We start from the raw sequence: 15,413 nt of genomic DNA, 5'->3' as shown, positions 1-15,413 counted from the left end.
TACCTCTGCATCCTTTCTAACGGACGACCGCTATGCTGAAAAATCTGCACGTGATTACCGGAATTATCTTTGCCCTCACCATATTCTGTCTGCTGCAAGTTGTCACGGGAGGGTTGTTCTACTCTGCCGTCAGCAACGATCGCCATAACTTCCAGAATTCCGGCGTGCTCAACGCCCAGCAGGAAAGCCTGAGCGACAGCGTGAACACGCTGGTGAAAACGCGCGTCACCGTCACCCGCGTGGCGATCCGCTACCTGAAAAACCAGCGTGACCCGGCTTCCCTTGCGGCGATCAATAAACTGCTGGGCACCGCAGGCGACTCGCTGGCAAAAGCCGAAGCCTATAACAAAGAGTGGCAGAAACTGCCGCAGGTTAAGGGCCAGGAGGCGGCATTGACCGACGAGATGCAGAAATCCTGGAACCAGATGCACGAAGTCATGCGTTTATCAATTGAGTATCTGCGCGCCGACAACTATCAGGCCTATGGCGATCTGGACGCCCAGCAGGCACAGGACGAGATGGAAGCGGTCTATAACCGCTGGCGCGCCGAAAACAATACCCTGCTGAAGGCGGCAACCGAAGAGAACCAGAGCAGCTTCACGCAGATGCAGTGGACGCTGGCGGCTATTCTGCTGGCCGTGATCGCGGTTCTGGTGGTCATCTGGCAGGGGTTACAGCACCTGCTGTTAAAACCACTCCACTCCATTATGAACCATATTCGCGCCATTGCAGGGGGCGACCTGACGCAGGAGATCGCTATCTCGGGTCGCAATGAGATGGGTCAGCTGGCCGCCGGCCTGCATGAGATGCAACAGTCGCTGGTGACCACCGTCAGCGCCGTACGCGGAAGTACCGATTCCATCTACACCGGCGCAGGTGAAATTGCCGCAGGGAGCAACGATCTTTCCGCTCGCACCGAACAGCAGGCCGCCTCGCTCGAAGAGACCGCTGCCAGCATGGAAGAGCTGACCGCGACGGTTAAGCAGAACTCCGATAACGCCCGTCAGGCCACGCTGCTGGCGAAAAACGCCTCTGAAACGGCCGCGCGCGGCGGTCACGTCGTGGATAACGTGGTTCGCACCATGAACGAAATTGCCGACAGTTCGCAGCAAATTGCGCATATTACCGGCGTGATCGACAGCATCGCGTTCCAGACCAACATTCTGGCGCTAAACGCCGCGGTGGAAGCGGCACGCGCCGGGGAACAGGGCCGTGGTTTTGCGGTCGTTGCAGGTGAAGTCCGTACCCTGGCGAGCCGCAGCGCGCAGGCGGCGAAAGAGATCAAAGGGCTTATCGAGAACTCCGTCAGCCGGGTGAATACCGGTTCTGAGCAGGTCAGCGAGGCGGGTTCCACCATGAAGGAAATTGTCGCCGCCGTCACCCGCGTGACCGATATTATGGGCGAGATTTCCTCTGCCTCTGACGAGCAGAGCCGCGGCATTGAGCAGGTGAGCCTGGCCGTTTCGCAGATGGACAGCGTGACGCAGCAAAACGCCGCGCTGGTGCAGGAATCCGCCACGGCGGCGGCGGCGCTGGAAGATCAGTCCGAGCAGCTGCGCCAGGCGGTAGCCGCGTTTCGTCTGAACGGCAAAGAAAAAGCGGTAGCCCCGCGCCCGGCCAGCGTGAAAACGCCCCAGCTGTTGCGCCCGGCAACCGCAAACGCCTCCACCGACAGCAACTGGGAAACCTTCTGAGTTTCAGGCGGGCGAGAATATCGCCCGCTAGCGGCTGCGCTTGGCGTGCCGCTCCCAGTTATCCTGTTTTGCTTCATCGGATTTACGCAGTGAAACGTAGCATGCCCCGCTGCCGCCGTGATGCGGCAGCGCCACGCAGAAGGCCTGCACTTCCTCAAATTCGGTTAACCAGCGCGCCAGATAGCTGCGCACCACATTGGGATGCGAGTTTTGCTCGCACCCTTTCCCGTGAATGATAATCAGATTGCGTAACCCGTCTCGTCCGGCCTGGCGAATAAAAGAATAGAGCATCTGACGGCAGCGTTCGGCAGGCTGACGCAGGAGGTTTAAGCTGGCCTGGCGGGCATATTTACCCGAGTGCAGCTTATCAATAACGCCCTGCTGTACCCCTTCGCGCTGGAACGCCAGCGGCTCTTCCAGGGGAAGTAGGTCAAGAAAATCCAGCGTAAGGAAGTTATCCAGCTGTTCGCTATCCACCTCCTGGCGCGTCCGCGTATTGCGGCTGGGCTGCCAGTGAATATCCGGGCCACGCTTCAGCGGCTGGACATCTTCCATGGCGTCAAGAAAAAAGGATTTGTCGTCAGGGTTCATGGATATCCTCCGGCTACAACTGAGGACGGTACTATACCTGCGCCAGAGACAGGCCTCAATCACCGTTACAGGCCGCCGTGGGCCATAAATATTAACCTGATGAATATATATAGTATTTATAAAATGGATTTAAATCGGACTTAACTAAAATTTCAGCAAGAATGAAATAAGTGATTTGTGTTAAATTTTCGTAAAATCAAACACTCAACACCCTTCCATTTTGCGGAAAAGGTGTTATACCTAAATATACCTGCTTCATGGATATAATACTCAGGATTGGCGAAAGGACGCACTGCTGTGTGTACTGGAGGATCTGTCTGATGTCGGGCAGATCCTGTTTTTTTATTATCTCACTTTCACGCCACGATTATTTTTCTCGCTTCTCTCCTGAATTGCGTAATTAATGATTCAGCAAGGGGCGTCTGACGTGAATCACGGCGCTGAATTAAATAATATGCTGCTTTGGGAAGCGATTCGACAACCGGCAGCATGACCAGGCGGTGCGCCAGAAGCGGGTCACAGCCTAACTCCTGCGGCAATATGCTTAAAAAATCACTTTGCGCGACCAGGCTAATACAGGAAGAAAATGTTTCGCAGACCACACCAATTCGCGGTATTTGCGAGCGATGGCTAAATACCTCTTCTAACTGCTTATAATAACTTCCCCGCGGCGTCGGCATTGTCCAGTTATAATGCAGAAGTTCATTAATCGACGTTGCCCCCATTGCCGGATGCCCTTCGCGACAAAATACCGCAAACGGCTTCTCGAAGAGTTTTTCAAACGTAAATTCCTGGTCGTAAGGTCCCTGATAATAGGTGTTAATGGTGAAGTCCAGCTCGCCCTGGCGTAATTCATTGATCATCGACACCAGCTGCCCTTCCATTATCCGCACCTTGACCTGCGGATGCTGCGCATGGAAGCGTGTGATAACGGCGGGCATAAGCGTGCGCGAAACGCTGGCCCCCATTCCGATGTTGATCTGCCCGGCCAGCTCACCCTGCCGCTGACGGATGTCATCCTGCGCGGCACGCAGCTCTTCCAGAATCAACCGGGCGCGCTGGTAAAAGCCCTCACCGCATTCGGTCAACGCGACGCCCTTACTCCTGCGCACAAAAAGCTGCGCCGCCATGCCCTCCTCCAGCTCTTTGATGGATTTGGTCAGCGCCGGTTGCGAAAGATTCAGCGTCCTGCTGGCACCGCGAATGCTGCCCTGACGCGCAACCTCAACAAACGCCCGGATTTGATGAAATTTAATCTGGAATGTCATAGCCCGACCGATAACCGTTGTTTATCAGAGTAAAGAAACTGTCATCTACTTTAATGGAAAGGGATGTGCGAGGGTAATTCCTGATCGGTTAAAACTGTGAAAAATCGGTTAGTGATAAGTAAAAACTATCACAGCGTGAAGCAGTTCACATATTTTAATGATGACAGGAACAGATATGGACACACTGGCGCAGTACATCCAGACGTTAACGCCGCAGCTGAGCGCGTGGCGTCGCGATTTTCACCATTTTGCGGAATCCGGCTGGGTAGAGTTTCGTACCGCCGCGAAAGTCGCGGAAATACTGGACTCGCTGGGTTACGCACTGGCGATGGGCCGCGACGTGGTCGATGCCGAAAGCCGGATGGGGTTACCCGATGACACAACCCTGGCGCGAGAGTTTGCCCGCGCGCGGGCGCAGGGCGCGCCTGAGAAATGGCTGGTGCCGTTTGAAGGCGGGTTCACCGGCATTGTCGCCACCCTGAATACCGGCCGCCCGGGCCCAACCCTGGCATTTCGCGTCGACATGGACGCCCTTGATTTAAGCGAAGCGCTTGACGACAGCCATCGCCCGTTCCGCGACGGGTTTGCCTCCTGCAATCCGGGCATGATGCACGCCTGCGCGCACGACGGCCACACCACGATTGGTCTGGGACTGGCACAGGTGCTTAAGCAGAATGAAGCCCGGCTCAACGGCACCATTAAGCTGATCTTCCAACCTGCCGAAGAAGGAACGCGCGGCGCGCGCGCCATGGTTGCCGCCGGGGCGCTGGATGACGTGGACTATTTCACAGCCATTCACATTGGCACCGGCATACCTGCCGGGACGGTAATCTGCGGCAGCGATAACTTTATGGCCACCACCAAGTTCGACGTGAGCTTCACCGGCGTGGCCGCGCACGCGGGCGGTAAGCCGGAGGACGGTCGTAACGCCCTGCTCGCCGCCGCGCAGGCCGCCCTCGCCCTGCACAGCATCGCCCCGCACAGCGACGGCGCATCCCGGGTGAACGTCGGGGTGATGCAGGCGGGCAGCGGGCGCAACGTGGTCCCCGCGAATGCGCTGATGAAGGTTGAAACCCGCGGCGAAAGCGAAGCGATTAATCAGTACGTCTTTGAACGCGCGAAGGCGGTGATTACCGGCGCGGCGGCGCTCTACGGCGTGAGCGCGGAGATGCGCCTGATGGGGGCTGCCACCTCCAGCGCGCCGACGCCGGCCTGGGTTGATTATCTGCGCGAACAGGCGAGCCGGGTTTCCGGGGTTGTTCACGCCATCAATAAGGTGAAAGCGCCAGCGGGTTCCGAAGACGCCACGCTGATGATGGCCCGCGTGCAGCAGAACGGCGGTATGGCGTCCTATATGGTGTTTGGCACGGATTTGAGCGCCGGACATCACAACGAAAAATTCGACTTCGATGAGCAGGTGATGCCTGTCGCCATCGAAACGCTGGCGCGAACTGCGCTCAATTTCCCGTGGACGCGAGGTGTGTAATGCAGGAGAACTACGCTTTTATTGCCGATGCGATCGACACGCGATGTCGGACGTTAACCGATATTGCCGACGCGATCTGGGATCGTCCCGAAACCCGCTTTGAAGAGTTCTGGTCCGCCGAACGGTTGGCCAGCGAGCTGGAAGCAGAAGGCTTCACGCTGACCCGCGAGGCAGGCGGTATTCCAAATGCCTTTATCGCCAGCTTCGGCAGCGGAAAACCGGTTATCGCCCTGCTGGGCGAGTACGACGCGCTGGCCGGGTTAAGCCAGCAGGCACACTGCGCGACCGCGCAAACCGCCACGCCGGGGGCTAACGGCCACGGCTGCGGGCATAACCTCTTAGGCACCGCAGCACTTGCGGGCGCGGTGGCGGTGAAAAGCTGGCTGGAGCAGCACGGCGGCAGCGGAACGGTGCGTTTTTACGGCTGTCCCGGCGAGGAAGGCGGCTCCGGGAAAACCTTTATGGTGCGCGAAGGGCTGTTTGATGACGTCGATGCCGCCGTCACCTGGCACCCGGAAGCCTTTGCCGGGATGTTTAACGTCAGCACGCTGGCGAATATTCAGGCCGCCTGGCGTTTTCACGGCGTGGCGGCGCACGCGGCCAACTCCCCCCATTTGGGACGCAGCGCTCTGGACGCCGTGACGCTGATGACCACCGGCACCAACTTCCTCAACGAACACATCATTGAGAAAGCGCGCGTCCATTACGCCATCACCGACACCGGCGGGATTTCCCCCAACGTGGTACAGGCGCAGGCCGAAGTGCTGTACCTGATCCGCGCCCCGGAGATGGCCGATGCGCAGCAGATCTACGAACGCATCGAGAAAATTGCCCAGGGCGCGGCGATGATGACCGAAACCACCGTCGAGTGTCGCTTTGATAAAGCCTGCTCAAGCTACCTGCCGAACCGCACGCTCGAGGCGGCGATGTATCGCGCCCTGCAGCACTACGGCACGCCGCAGTGGACCGAAGAAGAGCGAAAATTTGCCCGCGAGATCCGCGCCACGCTGACGCCCAACGATCTGCAAAACAGCCTGAAAAATATGGCCGCCACGGGTGGCGACGCGGGTAAAGCCTTTGCCCGTCGTCATCAGGCGACGCTGCTGGTAGATGAAGTCGCGCCTTACGCCGTCACCGGCAACGTGCTGGCGGGTTCAACCGACGTGGGCGACGTCAGCTGGAAAATGCCGGTGGCCCAGTGCTTCAGCCCCTGCTTTACCGTCGGCACGCCGCTGCACACCTGGCAGCTGGTGTCTCAGGGGCGAACCTCTATTGCCCACAAAGGCATGCTGCTGGCCGGAAAAGTGATGGGCGCAACCGCGCTCAATCTGCTGCAGGACGCATCGCTGCTGAAAAAATGCCGTGAAGAGTTTGAACAGCAAATACAAGAAAAACCGTACGCGTGTCCGATCCCACGGGGCGTGACACCGTCACCTTTAAAATAAAAAAACACAACACAACAACACTCCCGAGGAACGCCCATGAGTATGTCATCCATACCTTCGCATTCCCCATCCGGTAAGCTCTATGGCTGGGTTGAAAGGATCGGCAATAAAGTGCCGCACCCTTTCCTGCTGTTTATCTATCTGATTGTGATTTTGATGGTCGCCACCGCCGTGCTCTCCGCCTTTGACGTGAGCGTGCGCAGTCCGGCCGACGGCAGCCTGGTGGCGGTGAAAAACCTGCTCAGCGTTGAGGGGCTGCACTGGTTTTTACCCAACGTGATTAAAAACTTCAGCGGCTTCGCCCCGCTGGGCGCCATTCTGGCGCTGGTGCTGGGTGCCGGACTGGCCGAACGCGTGGGCCTGCTGCCCGCATTGATGGTAAAGATGGCTTCTCACGTCAGCGCGCGGTACGCCAGCTACATGGTGCTGTTTATCGCCTTCTTTAGCCATATCTCCTCCGACGCCGCGCTGGTGATCATGCCGCCGATGGGGGCGCTGATCTTTCTCGCCGTCGGGCGCCACCCCGTGGCGGGCCTGCTGTCGGCGATTGCGGGCGTGGGCTGTGGATTCACCGCCAACCTGCTGATCGTCACCACCGACGTGCTGCTCTCGGGCATCAGTACGGAGGCGGCGAAAACCATTGATGCGGCCATGCACGTCAGCGTGATCGACAACTGGTACTTTATGGCAAGCTCGGTCATTGTCCTGACGATTGTCGGCGGGCTGATTACCGATAAGATCGTCGAGCCGCGCCTGGGCAAATGGGAAGGCCGCAGTGATGAAAAGCTGGAGACGCTGAGCGAAACGCAGCGCTTTGGCCTGCGCGTGGCGGGCGTGGTCTCGCTGGCCTTTATCGCGCTGGTGGCGCTGATGGTGGTGCCGGAAAACGGCATATTGCGCGATCCGGTTAAACATACGGTCCTGCCTTCGCCGTTTATTCAGGGCATCGTGCCGCTGATTATTCTGTTTTTCTTTGTCGTCTCGCTCGCCTACGGTATCGCCACCGGTAAAATCCGCCGCCAGGGCGATCTGCCGCAGCTGATGATCGAGCCGATGAAGGAGATGGCGGGTTTTATCGTGATGGTGTTCCCGCTGGCCCAGTTTGTGGCGATGTTTAACTGGAGCAACATGGGCAAGTTTATGGCCGTGGGCCTGACCGACGCGCTGGAGGCTGCCGGGCTAAGCGGCGTACCGGCGTTTGTCGGCCTGGCGCTGCTGTCATCCCTGCTGTGCATGTTTATCGCCAGCGGCTCCGCCATCTGGTCGATTCTGGCCCCGATCTTCGTGCCGATGTTTATGATGCTGGGTTTTCACCCGGCGTTTGCCCAGATCCTGTTCCGTATCGCGGACTCCTCGGTGATACCGCTGGCGCCGGTCTCGCCGTTTGTTCCGCTGTTTTTAGGCTTCCTCCAGCGCTATAAACCCGAGGCCAAACTGGGTACCTACTATTCGCTGGTTTTACCCTACCCGCTTATCTTTTTAGGGGTATGGCTGGTGATGCTGGTGGCATGGTATCTTGTCGGCCTGCCGATTGGGCCGGGAATATACCCGAGGCTGAACTGAAGGAATGAGGATGCTGAGATTACTCGAAGATAAGATTGCGACGCCGCTTGGACCGCTGTGGGTTATCGCGGATGAGACGTTCAATCTGCGCGCCGTTGAGTGGGAAGAGCACAGCGACCGCATGGAAGAGCTGCTCAATATTCATTACCGCCTGCAGGGTTATGAACGTATCAGCGCAACCAACCCGGGTGGGCTGAGCGACAAGCTTGCGGCGTACTTCGAAGGCGATCTCAGCATCATTGATACTCTGCCGACCGCCACGGCTGGCACGCCTTTTCAGCGCGAAGTGTGGCAGGCGCTGCGGTCGATTCCGTGCGGGCAGGTCATGCATTACGGCCAGCTCGCGGAGCAGTTAGGTCGCGCAGGCGCTGCACGCGCGGTGGGTGCCGCTAACGGCTCTAACCCGGTCAGCATCGTGGTGCCCTGCCATCGCGTCATTGGCCGCAACGGTACCATGACAGGCTATGCCGGTGGCGTGCAGCGAAAAGAGTGGTTGCTGCGTCACGAAGGGTATCTCTTGCTCTAGTTCCCAGGCTTTTTGTGCTTAATTTTCTACCGGTTAGGCTAAAAATCCATAATCAAGCTGTGGAATTTCAAGAAGATGGCGACGCATTGTCGTCTCTTGTCCTTATTGAGGGTTTGTCAGGCTTACGTACTTACCAAAAAGATGTTAAAATTGACCAATATCAATTAAGGCTTGAGCAAACCTATGATCCCGGAAAAGCGAATTATACGACGCATTCAGTCTGGCGGTTGTGCTATCCATTGCCAGGATTGCAGCATCAGCCAGCTCTGTATCCCGTTTACCCTGAATGAGCATGAACTCGATCAGCTTGATAATATTATCGAGCGTAAGAAGCCTATTCAGAAAGGGCAGACGCTGTTTAAAGCGGGAGACGAACTGAAATCGCTCTATGCTATCCGTTCTGGCACCATCAAGAGCTACACCATCACCGAACAGGGCGATGAGCAGATCACCGGCTTCCATCTGGCGGGTGACCTGGTAGGCTTTGATGCCATCGGTACGGGCCACCACCCGAGCTTTGCTCAGGCACTCGAAACCTCGATGGTTTGCGAAATTCCGTTTGAAACCCTGGACGATCTGTCCGGCAAGATGCCTAACCTGCGTCAGCAGATGATGCGTCTGATGAGCGGTGAGATCAAAGGCGATCAGGACATGATCCTGCTGCTTTCTAAAAAGAATGCCGAAGAGCGCCTGGCCGCGTTTATCTACAACCTCTCCCGCCGCTTCGCCGAGCGTGGCTTCTCGCCGCGTGAATTCCGTCTGACGATGACGCGTGGCGATATCGGCAACTACCTGGGTCTGACCGTGGAAACCATCAGCCGTCTGCTGGGTCGTTTCCAGAAAAGCGGGATGCTGGCCGTTAAGGGTAAATACATCACTATCGAAAACGGTGAAGCGCTGGCCGTTCTTGCCGGGCACGCCCGTAACGTGGCGTAACACTCCGCATATTGATGACCAGACTGATAAATTCTTGTGATTTATTGGTCTGGTGTAATCACTTCCGTTTCAAGATATTTTCACCGTAGTACGTCCCCACACAGCGCCCGAAAGGTTCTCGTTGAGGTTATGAATTGAGAGAAAGTTTGTTTTTCGTTTCAGTCGTGATTGCCTCAGTGACCTTTATCTTCATCTGGATCATGCTTGTCGGCCCAATGAAGGGGGAAGAAAAAACCTACGTCCAGGACTCCACGACCTTTGCGATAGCAGTGATGGTGCTGCTGTTTATTGCGTTTATCGCGGTGACGACCACGGTGCTTTTCCTCTGATAAATTTTCATGACTTATAAATATGGTATGTAGACCCTTCAACATTCAATAATGTTATCAAAGAAAAATGACATTTTGGTTCGTTATCAGACGATAACGGAGAATGTAGGATAATCAAACGCCCTAAAAACTCCCCCCAGCAGCTCATTTCGCCGCCCAACATCCTCCAATTTTGCGTAGCTACTTCCCGTTTCGCAACGTGTCGCTTTACCTTCTCTCCCCTCAAGAGCATATTCCCCACCGATCCGTTTGTAAGACTTTACCAGCGCGCGACTTTTTCTCCCTGCCCTTTACTTTCATTCTGACTGACTGGAGTTTTTTTATGTGTGGAAGTTTTGCACAAGTCCAACCCCGTGAAGAATACCTGCTATATCTTGCCGACGAAGACGACCATGACATCGTATACGACCCGGAGCCGATTGGCCGGTACAACGTCGCGCCCGGTACTAAAATTCTGTTGCTGAGCGAACGCGACGAGCAGCTGCATCTTGACCCGGTCCTGTGATCCTACGCGCCAGGCTGGCGGGACAAAGCACCATTGATAAACGCGCGCGTCGAAACGGTCGCCACCAGCAGAATGTTTAAACCTCTGTGGCAGTATGGCCGGGCAATCTGCTTTGCAGACGGTTGGTTTGAGTGGAAAAAGGAAGGCGATAAGAAGCAGCCCCATTTCATTCATCGGGCAGGTGGCCAGCCGATATTCATGGCAGCGGTCGGCAGCACGCCATTTGAGCGTGGTGATGAATCAGAGGGATTTCTTATCGTGATGTCTGCAGCGGATAAAGGCCTGGTCGACATTCACGACCGTCGTCCTCTGGTTCTGCGATCAGAAGCTGCCCGCAAGTGGATGCGGCAGGATATAGGCGGGAAAGAAGCTGAAGAGATTGCTGCCAACGGAGCAGTACCCGCCGACGAGTTCATCTGGAACACCGTGACGCGCACCGCGGATAATGTGAAAAATCAGGGGCCGGAGTTAATCGACGTGATCCTATAAAGAAACAAGAGAGCCACATGACTTCCGAAATGAGAGAACAGCAGGTGTTCGGAATGCATGCGTACATAACGGTTTCATGAGTCATAGGACGTAGGTCACGTCAGCTGGCAATAAGGCTGGTAAACGATTCGATTTTTGCATGCGCTTTATAATATTACGCAAATAATTCAATGTATTACACGTCATGTTAGGCTATTTTAGATTTCCCTATTTATTTGTATTGTATCTCCTATCTTCGGTTTGTATATTCATGCAGACAAACCAGGAGAATCGCCATGATTTACATTGAACGCCTTGAATTTATTCATAAAAGTGGAGACGTACTGTATCCCGTGAAAATAACCAGAAAATCATCGGGGAAAACAGCCTTCCACCTTGTGCCATTCGGTCTGGATAAGACTGTGGATCTTGTTGAGGTAGAAGATCCTTTAGAAGCCATTAGGCTGGTTATTGATGAGAGTCATTCCATTCGCTGCAGCACCCTAACCGCTACTATTACGGATAAAAATGGCAAGCGGATTAAGCGAACAGGCATATATAGCATTAACGGGGCTAACATTAGAGAATACAACGTCAGGTAATGGCGCAAAACGGGCCAGGGCATTAGCAAATTTTACCGAACCTTTAGCAGATCTGTATATTTTGTCGTATACAGCGGCGACAGCATTTATCGCTTCATCTGCCACTGCAGCTGAATGCCCTGCCCTCCAAAGTAGAGCATCCCTTTCTCTTGCTGCGTTAGTGCACGACCAGATTCCCGTTCTTTTGCAACCAAGATAGCTATCAATGCGGGGATGAAAACAATTGTCATTTGTAGTTTGTCACTGCCATTTCGATGTAATGGGGATCGCTAACTTCGGTTAATTTATCGACGTATCATGATAAAAGTTCAAGTACGTCCAAAAGTTATATGGTACGGCCTGTAAACGTTAGCCTGTCGAGCATCTCGTAAAGATACACACCATACCATTTAAATTTAATTAGCTTGGCTTAAGCTCTGGTCAGTTCGTTTTTAAAGCGGATGTTTTTTACGGTATTTTTCAATGACGTTTGGTTTACACGCGTCAACATTTTTAGGGTCGACTACGATTTTCTCAATCCCCGGATGTTCCTTCACTACTTCCTGATAAGCTTTCAGAACGTCTTCATTGAAAGGAGTAGGATCAGTTGCGTTAATCAATCCTTTTTTAATCTTAAAGTCTGGTTTTGCGGCTTCTTCTCTGAATTTAGGACTGCAAATTAGTTCGGCTTGATATGATAACACCTCATCAGACAAGGATTTCGTGTTATCAGTGGCATGAACTGAAAGGCTTACTGTAGTGATAAATAATGCAAGTACGATCTTTTTCATGAATTTTACTCGATTAAATGTGTCAGATAACTTCTATCATAAAAAGAAACATCAGACTAAGGCTGATCACCCTACTAAAATTTGGTATCATTATGATAATTATTCCTTGCACATCCTGCCCATGCGCCCTCTCCCTAGCTTACTGGGCAACGACACCAGGAAATGCCGACGAATAAAAGCGGCTAAATTTATTTCGCTGCCACAAACCTTGGCTCGTAAACGGTTTCTCTTCCCAGCAAGCGATTGCTACATAAAGTGATGCTCTGAAAGAGCAGAACTCTTGTACAACCTATCTAAGATAAAACAGTAACCTGAAAATCGCCGCGAACATAGAAAAACCGAAACGCAGCGCCTCAGGACAGTATTGGTAACCGACCAGCGCTCGACAACAAAGGCAGGTTCTCTGTCCTACGGATGGAAGAATGGATTACGTAGGGCAGGAATCAGAGAACTGTCCCCATCAGTCGAGACACACCATGCCTGCTGGTCACTTTATGCATGTGCACATCCTTCGTTTGTAGCGACACCGAGGGGACATGAGGATTCACGGATGGTTTATGAGGTCGGTGCAAAGTGGAACGGTGATATGGATAGGGACCAGGTTGCTGTTATTAACAGGAGGATTCTTGTCAATATGCCCCTGACGCGCCCACATAACGATTTGAAGCCCAAGAAAATCTTTACATTCATCATGCAGCAGTACGAACCAATAAATTTGCATGATTTATTGATCTGGCAAAACCTCCCCTCTGTTTCATTCAGGATATATAGGTTACTCTTTTAATTACAGACTGTGGTGACAGTAGTAAGGAGACCTGTATGGCCAAGTATCAAAACATGCTGGTAGCTATCGATCCGAACCAGGACGATCAGCCGGCATTACGACGTGCTGTGTATTTACATCAACGGATTGGTGGCAAAATCAAAGCGTTTTTGCCGATCTATGACTTCTCGTATGAGATGACCACCCTTCTGTCGCCTGACGAGCGCACCGCTATGCGTCAGGGCGTCATCAGCCAGCGTACCGCGTGGATCCGAGAACAGGCGAAGTATTACCTGGAAGCGGGTGTTCCCATTGATATTAAAGTGGTCTGGCACAACCGACCTTTCGAAGCCATCATCCAGGAAGTTGTCGCCGGTGGGCACGATCTGCTGCTGAAGATGGCGCACCAGCACGACAAGCTGGAATCCGTGATCTTCACCCCGACCGACTGGCATCTGCTGCGCAAATGCCCTTGCCCGGTCTGGATGGTTAAAGACCAGCCGTGGCCTGAAGGCGGGAAAGCCGTTGTGGCGGTAAACCTCGCTAGCGAAGAGGATTACCACAACTCCCTGAACGAGAAGCTGGTGAAGGAGACCATCCAGCTTGCCGACCAGGTCAATCATACTGAAGTGCACCTGGTAGGTGCCTATCCGGTCACCCCGATTAACATTGCCATTGAGCTACCTGAATTTGACCCGAGCGTGTATAACGACGCGATCCGCGGTCAGCATCTGCTGGCCATGAAAGCCCTGCGCCAGAAATTCAGCATTGATGAGAAAATGACCCACGTGGAAAAAGGGCTGCCTGAAGAGGTGATCCCGGACCTGGCGGAACACCTGCAGGCGGGGATTGTGGTGCTGGGTACTATCGGCCGGACCGGTATTTCTGCCGCCTTCCTCGGCAATACCGCCGAACAGGTGATCGACCATCTGCGCTGCGACCTGCTGGTCATTAAGCCGGATGAGTACCAGACGCCGGTTGAGCTGGACGATCCGGAAGACGATTAACACCTGACGCCGCCCGACAATAAAAAAACCGCCAAATTCGGCGGTTTTTTCGTTTCAGCGCAACTTACAGCGCTTTCAGAATCGCATCCACGCTGGCTTTAGCATCGCCAAACAGCATGTGGGTATTCTCTTTGAAGAACAGCGGGTTCTGCACCCCGGCATAACCGGTATTCATAGAGCGTTTGAAGACGATTACGTTCTGCGCCTTCCACACTTCCAGAACCGGCATACCGGCGATTGGGCTACCCGGATCGTCCTGTGCAGCAGGGTTAACGGTATCGTTGGCACCAATGACCAGCACGGTGTCGGTGTCGGCGAAATCATCGTTGATCTCATCCATTTCCAGCACGATGTCGTAAGGCACTTTCGCTTCCGCCAGCAGCACGTTCATGTGGCCCGGCAGACGCCCTGCCACCGGGTGAATACCAAAGCGAACCTTGATGCCCCGCGCGCGCAGCTTCTCGGTGATTTCCGCAACCGGATACTGCGCCTGCGCCACCGCCATGCCGTAGCCAGGGGTGATGATAACGGAATGCGAGTTTTTCAGCATGTCTGCGGTATCTTCCGCAGAAATTTCACGGTGCTCACCCACTTCTTCATCAGCACTGGAAGAAGAGCCATCTGTCCCGAAACCACCGGCGATTACGCTAATGAACGAACGGTTCATCGCCTTACACATGATATAAGACAGGATCGCGCCGGAAGAACCCACCAGCGCACCGGTGACGATCAGCAGGTCGTTGCTCAGCATAAAGCCTGCCGCCGCTGCAGCCCAACCGGAGTAGGAGTTCAGCATTGAGACAACAACCGGCATATCCGCACCACCGATGGACGCCACCAGGTGCCAGCCGAATGCCAGCGCGATGATGGTCATTACCAGCAACGCCAGCACCTGCAGACCGACGCTTTCGGTACGCACGAAGACCACCAGCAGAACAAATGACACCACCAGCGCCGCCAGGTTCAGCTTATGACGGTTTGGCAGCATCAGCGGTTTAGAGGAGATCTTCCCGCGCAGTTTACCGAACGCGACAATGGAGCCCGTGAAGGTCACCGCACCGATGAAGATACCCAGGAACACTTCAGTCAGGTGGATATTGACCAGAATCGGTTCCAGACCCGGTTCGTGATACAGGTAGCTGTTGAAGCCCACCAGCACCGCGGCCAGACCCACAAAGCTGTGCAGAATGGCAACCAGCTCCGGCATCTCGGTCATTTCAACGCGTTTTGCCAGACGAATACCAATCGCGCCGCCGATGATCATCGCCACCAGGATCCACGCTACGTTGCCGGTATCCGGCCCGAAGATGGTGGCAATCAGCGCAATCGCCATCCCGGCGATACCAAAGTTATTCCCCTGCTGAGACGTTTCGTGTTTGGAAAGCCCCGCCAGACTGAAAATAAACAGGATTGCAGCAACAATGTATGCGGCTGTCACTAATCCTCCAGACATATGCTAC

The 15,413-nt window shown here is 54.4% G+C and carries 13 protein-coding genes and 1 pseudogene; 10 read left to right on the top strand and 4 right to left on the bottom strand.

Translation table 11 applies throughout. The annotated features are described in order from the left end of the window. The first annotated feature begins 32 nt into the window (after window positions 1-32). Window positions 33-1,694, top strand: a complete 1,662-nt coding sequence (locus KGP22_RS09510; protein WP_115874892.1) for a methyl-accepting chemotaxis protein — start codon at window positions 33-35, stop codon at window positions 1,692-1,694. Window positions 1,695-1,721: 27 nt separating this feature from the next. Here the strand turns inward: KGP22_RS09510 and smrA are convergent, their stop codons facing one another. Together smrA and KGP22_RS09500 are read right to left on the bottom strand one after the other, a co-directional pair. Beyond that, on the bottom strand, window positions 1,722-2,285 hold the full coding sequence (gene smrA, locus KGP22_RS09505; protein WP_223582008.1) for a DNA endonuclease SmrA: 564 nt from the start codon (window positions 2,283-2,285) through the stop codon (window positions 1,722-1,724). Window positions 2,286-2,641: 356 nt separating this feature from the next. Next, window positions 2,642-3,553 (bottom strand): LysR family transcriptional regulator, encoded by a 912-nt coding sequence (locus KGP22_RS09500; RefSeq protein ID WP_223582006.1) that lies wholly within the window; start codon window positions 3,551-3,553, stop codon window positions 2,642-2,644. Between the two features lie 175 nt (window positions 3,554-3,728). On the opposite strand from KGP22_RS09500, the gene KGP22_RS09495 reads away from it, so the two are divergent. The 8 genes and pseudogenes from KGP22_RS09495 to KGP22_RS09460 all read left to right on the top strand — a co-directional run bounded on the left by KGP22_RS09495 (window position 3,729) and on the right by KGP22_RS09460 (window position 11,413). Beyond that, window positions 3,729-5,039 carry a M20 family metallo-hydrolase gene (locus KGP22_RS09495; RefSeq protein WP_223582004.1) on the top strand — a complete coding sequence of 437 codons (1,311 nt, stop codon included), beginning with the start codon at window positions 3,729-3,731 and terminating at the stop codon, window positions 5,037-5,039. Further along, a complete protein-coding gene (locus KGP22_RS09490; protein WP_223582002.1) occupies window positions 5,039-6,484 on the top strand; it encodes a M20 family metallopeptidase in 1,446 nt (481 codons plus the stop codon). The genes KGP22_RS09495 and KGP22_RS09490 overlap by 1 nt, the downstream gene beginning before the upstream one ends. Before the next feature lie 36 nt (window positions 6,485-6,520). Continuing rightward, on the top strand, window positions 6,521-8,047 hold the full coding sequence (gene abgT, locus KGP22_RS09485) for a p-aminobenzoyl-glutamate transporter (RefSeq protein ID WP_223582000.1): 1,527 nt from the start codon (window positions 6,521-6,523) through the stop codon (window positions 8,045-8,047). Between the two features lie 10 nt (window positions 8,048-8,057). Next, a complete protein-coding gene (ogt, locus tag KGP22_RS09480) occupies window positions 8,058-8,573 on the top strand; it encodes a methylated-DNA--[protein]-cysteine S-methyltransferase (RefSeq protein WP_045401311.1) in 516 nt (171 codons plus the stop codon). A gap of 183 nt (window positions 8,574-8,756) precedes the next feature. Continuing rightward, window positions 8,757-9,509 carry a fumarate/nitrate reduction transcriptional regulator Fnr gene (gene fnr / locus KGP22_RS09475; RefSeq protein WP_006174991.1) on the top strand — a complete coding sequence of 251 codons (753 nt, stop codon included), beginning with the start codon at window positions 8,757-8,759 and terminating at the stop codon, window positions 9,507-9,509. A gap of 146 nt (window positions 9,510-9,655) precedes the next feature. Then, window positions 9,656-9,838 carry a hypothetical protein gene (locus KGP22_RS09470; protein ID WP_014883604.1) on the top strand — a complete coding sequence of 61 codons (183 nt, stop codon included), beginning with the start codon at window positions 9,656-9,658 and terminating at the stop codon, window positions 9,836-9,838. A 322-nt stretch (window positions 9,839-10,160) separates the two neighbouring features. Beyond that, window positions 10,161-10,832: pseudogene (locus KGP22_RS09465) on the top strand (SOS response-associated peptidase). 275 nt (window positions 10,833-11,107) lie between these two features. Beyond that, window positions 11,108-11,413 carry a transposase gene (locus KGP22_RS09460; RefSeq protein WP_111965693.1) on the top strand — a complete coding sequence of 102 codons (306 nt, stop codon included), beginning with the start codon at window positions 11,108-11,110 and terminating at the stop codon, window positions 11,411-11,413. Window positions 11,414-11,844: 431 nt separating this feature from the next. Here KGP22_RS09460 and KGP22_RS09455 read toward each other — a convergent pair whose 3' ends face one another. Beyond that, window positions 11,845-12,183 carry a hypothetical protein gene (locus KGP22_RS09455; protein ID WP_111965692.1) on the bottom strand — a complete coding sequence of 113 codons (339 nt, stop codon included), beginning with the start codon at window positions 12,181-12,183 and terminating at the stop codon, window positions 11,845-11,847. Between the two features lie 819 nt (window positions 12,184-13,002). Here KGP22_RS09455 and uspE point away from each other — a divergent pair. Beyond that, window positions 13,003-13,953, top strand: a complete 951-nt coding sequence (gene uspE, locus KGP22_RS09450; protein WP_032640084.1) for a universal stress protein UspE — start codon at window positions 13,003-13,005, stop codon at window positions 13,951-13,953. Between the two features lie 64 nt (window positions 13,954-14,017). Here uspE and pntB read toward each other — a convergent pair whose 3' ends face one another. Continuing rightward, window positions 14,018-15,406 carry a Re/Si-specific NAD(P)(+) transhydrogenase subunit beta gene (gene pntB, locus KGP22_RS09445; protein ID WP_032668239.1) on the bottom strand — a complete coding sequence of 463 codons (1,389 nt, stop codon included), beginning with the start codon at window positions 15,404-15,406 and terminating at the stop codon, window positions 14,018-14,020. Window positions 15,407-15,413 lie beyond the last annotated feature (7 nt).

It is taken from the genome of Enterobacter sp. JBIWA005, assembly GCF_019968805.1.
GTDB classification, from domain to species: domain Bacteria; phylum Pseudomonadota; class Gammaproteobacteria; order Enterobacterales; family Enterobacteriaceae; genus Enterobacter; species Enterobacter vonholyi.
This window is presented reverse-complemented; position numbering and strand designations above follow the sequence as displayed.

Excerpts from the sequence above, each read along its gene's own strand:
- KGP22_RS09510 (WP_115874892.1), top strand. The coding sequence starts at position 33 with ATGCTGAAAAATCTGCACGTGATTACCGGAATTATCTTTGCCCTCACC.
- smrA (WP_223582008.1), bottom strand. The coding sequence starts at position 2,285 with ATGAACCCTGACGACAAATCCTTTTTTCTTGACGCCATGGAAGATGTC.
- KGP22_RS09500 (WP_223582006.1), bottom strand. The coding sequence starts at position 3,553 with ATGACATTCCAGATTAAATTTCATCAAATCCGGGCGTTTGTTGAGGTT.
- KGP22_RS09495 (WP_223582004.1), top strand. The coding sequence starts at position 3,729 with ATGGACACACTGGCGCAGTACATCCAGACGTTAACGCCGCAGCTGAGC.
- KGP22_RS09490 (WP_223582002.1), top strand. The coding sequence starts at position 5,039 with ATGCAGGAGAACTACGCTTTTATTGCCGATGCGATCGACACGCGATGT.
- abgT (WP_223582000.1), top strand. The coding sequence starts at position 6,521 with ATGAGTATGTCATCCATACCTTCGCATTCCCCATCCGGTAAGCTCTAT.
- ogt (WP_045401311.1), top strand. The coding sequence starts at position 8,058 with ATGCTGAGATTACTCGAAGATAAGATTGCGACGCCGCTTGGACCGCTG.
- fnr (WP_006174991.1), top strand. The coding sequence starts at position 8,757 with ATGATCCCGGAAAAGCGAATTATACGACGCATTCAGTCTGGCGGTTGT.
- KGP22_RS09460 (WP_111965693.1), top strand. The coding sequence starts at position 11,108 with ATGATTTACATTGAACGCCTTGAATTTATTCATAAAAGTGGAGACGTA.
- KGP22_RS09455 (WP_111965692.1), bottom strand. The coding sequence starts at position 12,183 with ATGAAAAAGATCGTACTTGCATTATTTATCACTACAGTAAGCCTTTCA.
- uspE (WP_032640084.1), top strand. The coding sequence starts at position 13,003 with ATGGCCAAGTATCAAAACATGCTGGTAGCTATCGATCCGAACCAGGAC.
- pntB (WP_032668239.1), bottom strand. The coding sequence starts at position 15,406 with ATGTCTGGAGGATTAGTGACAGCCGCATACATTGTTGCTGCAATCCTG.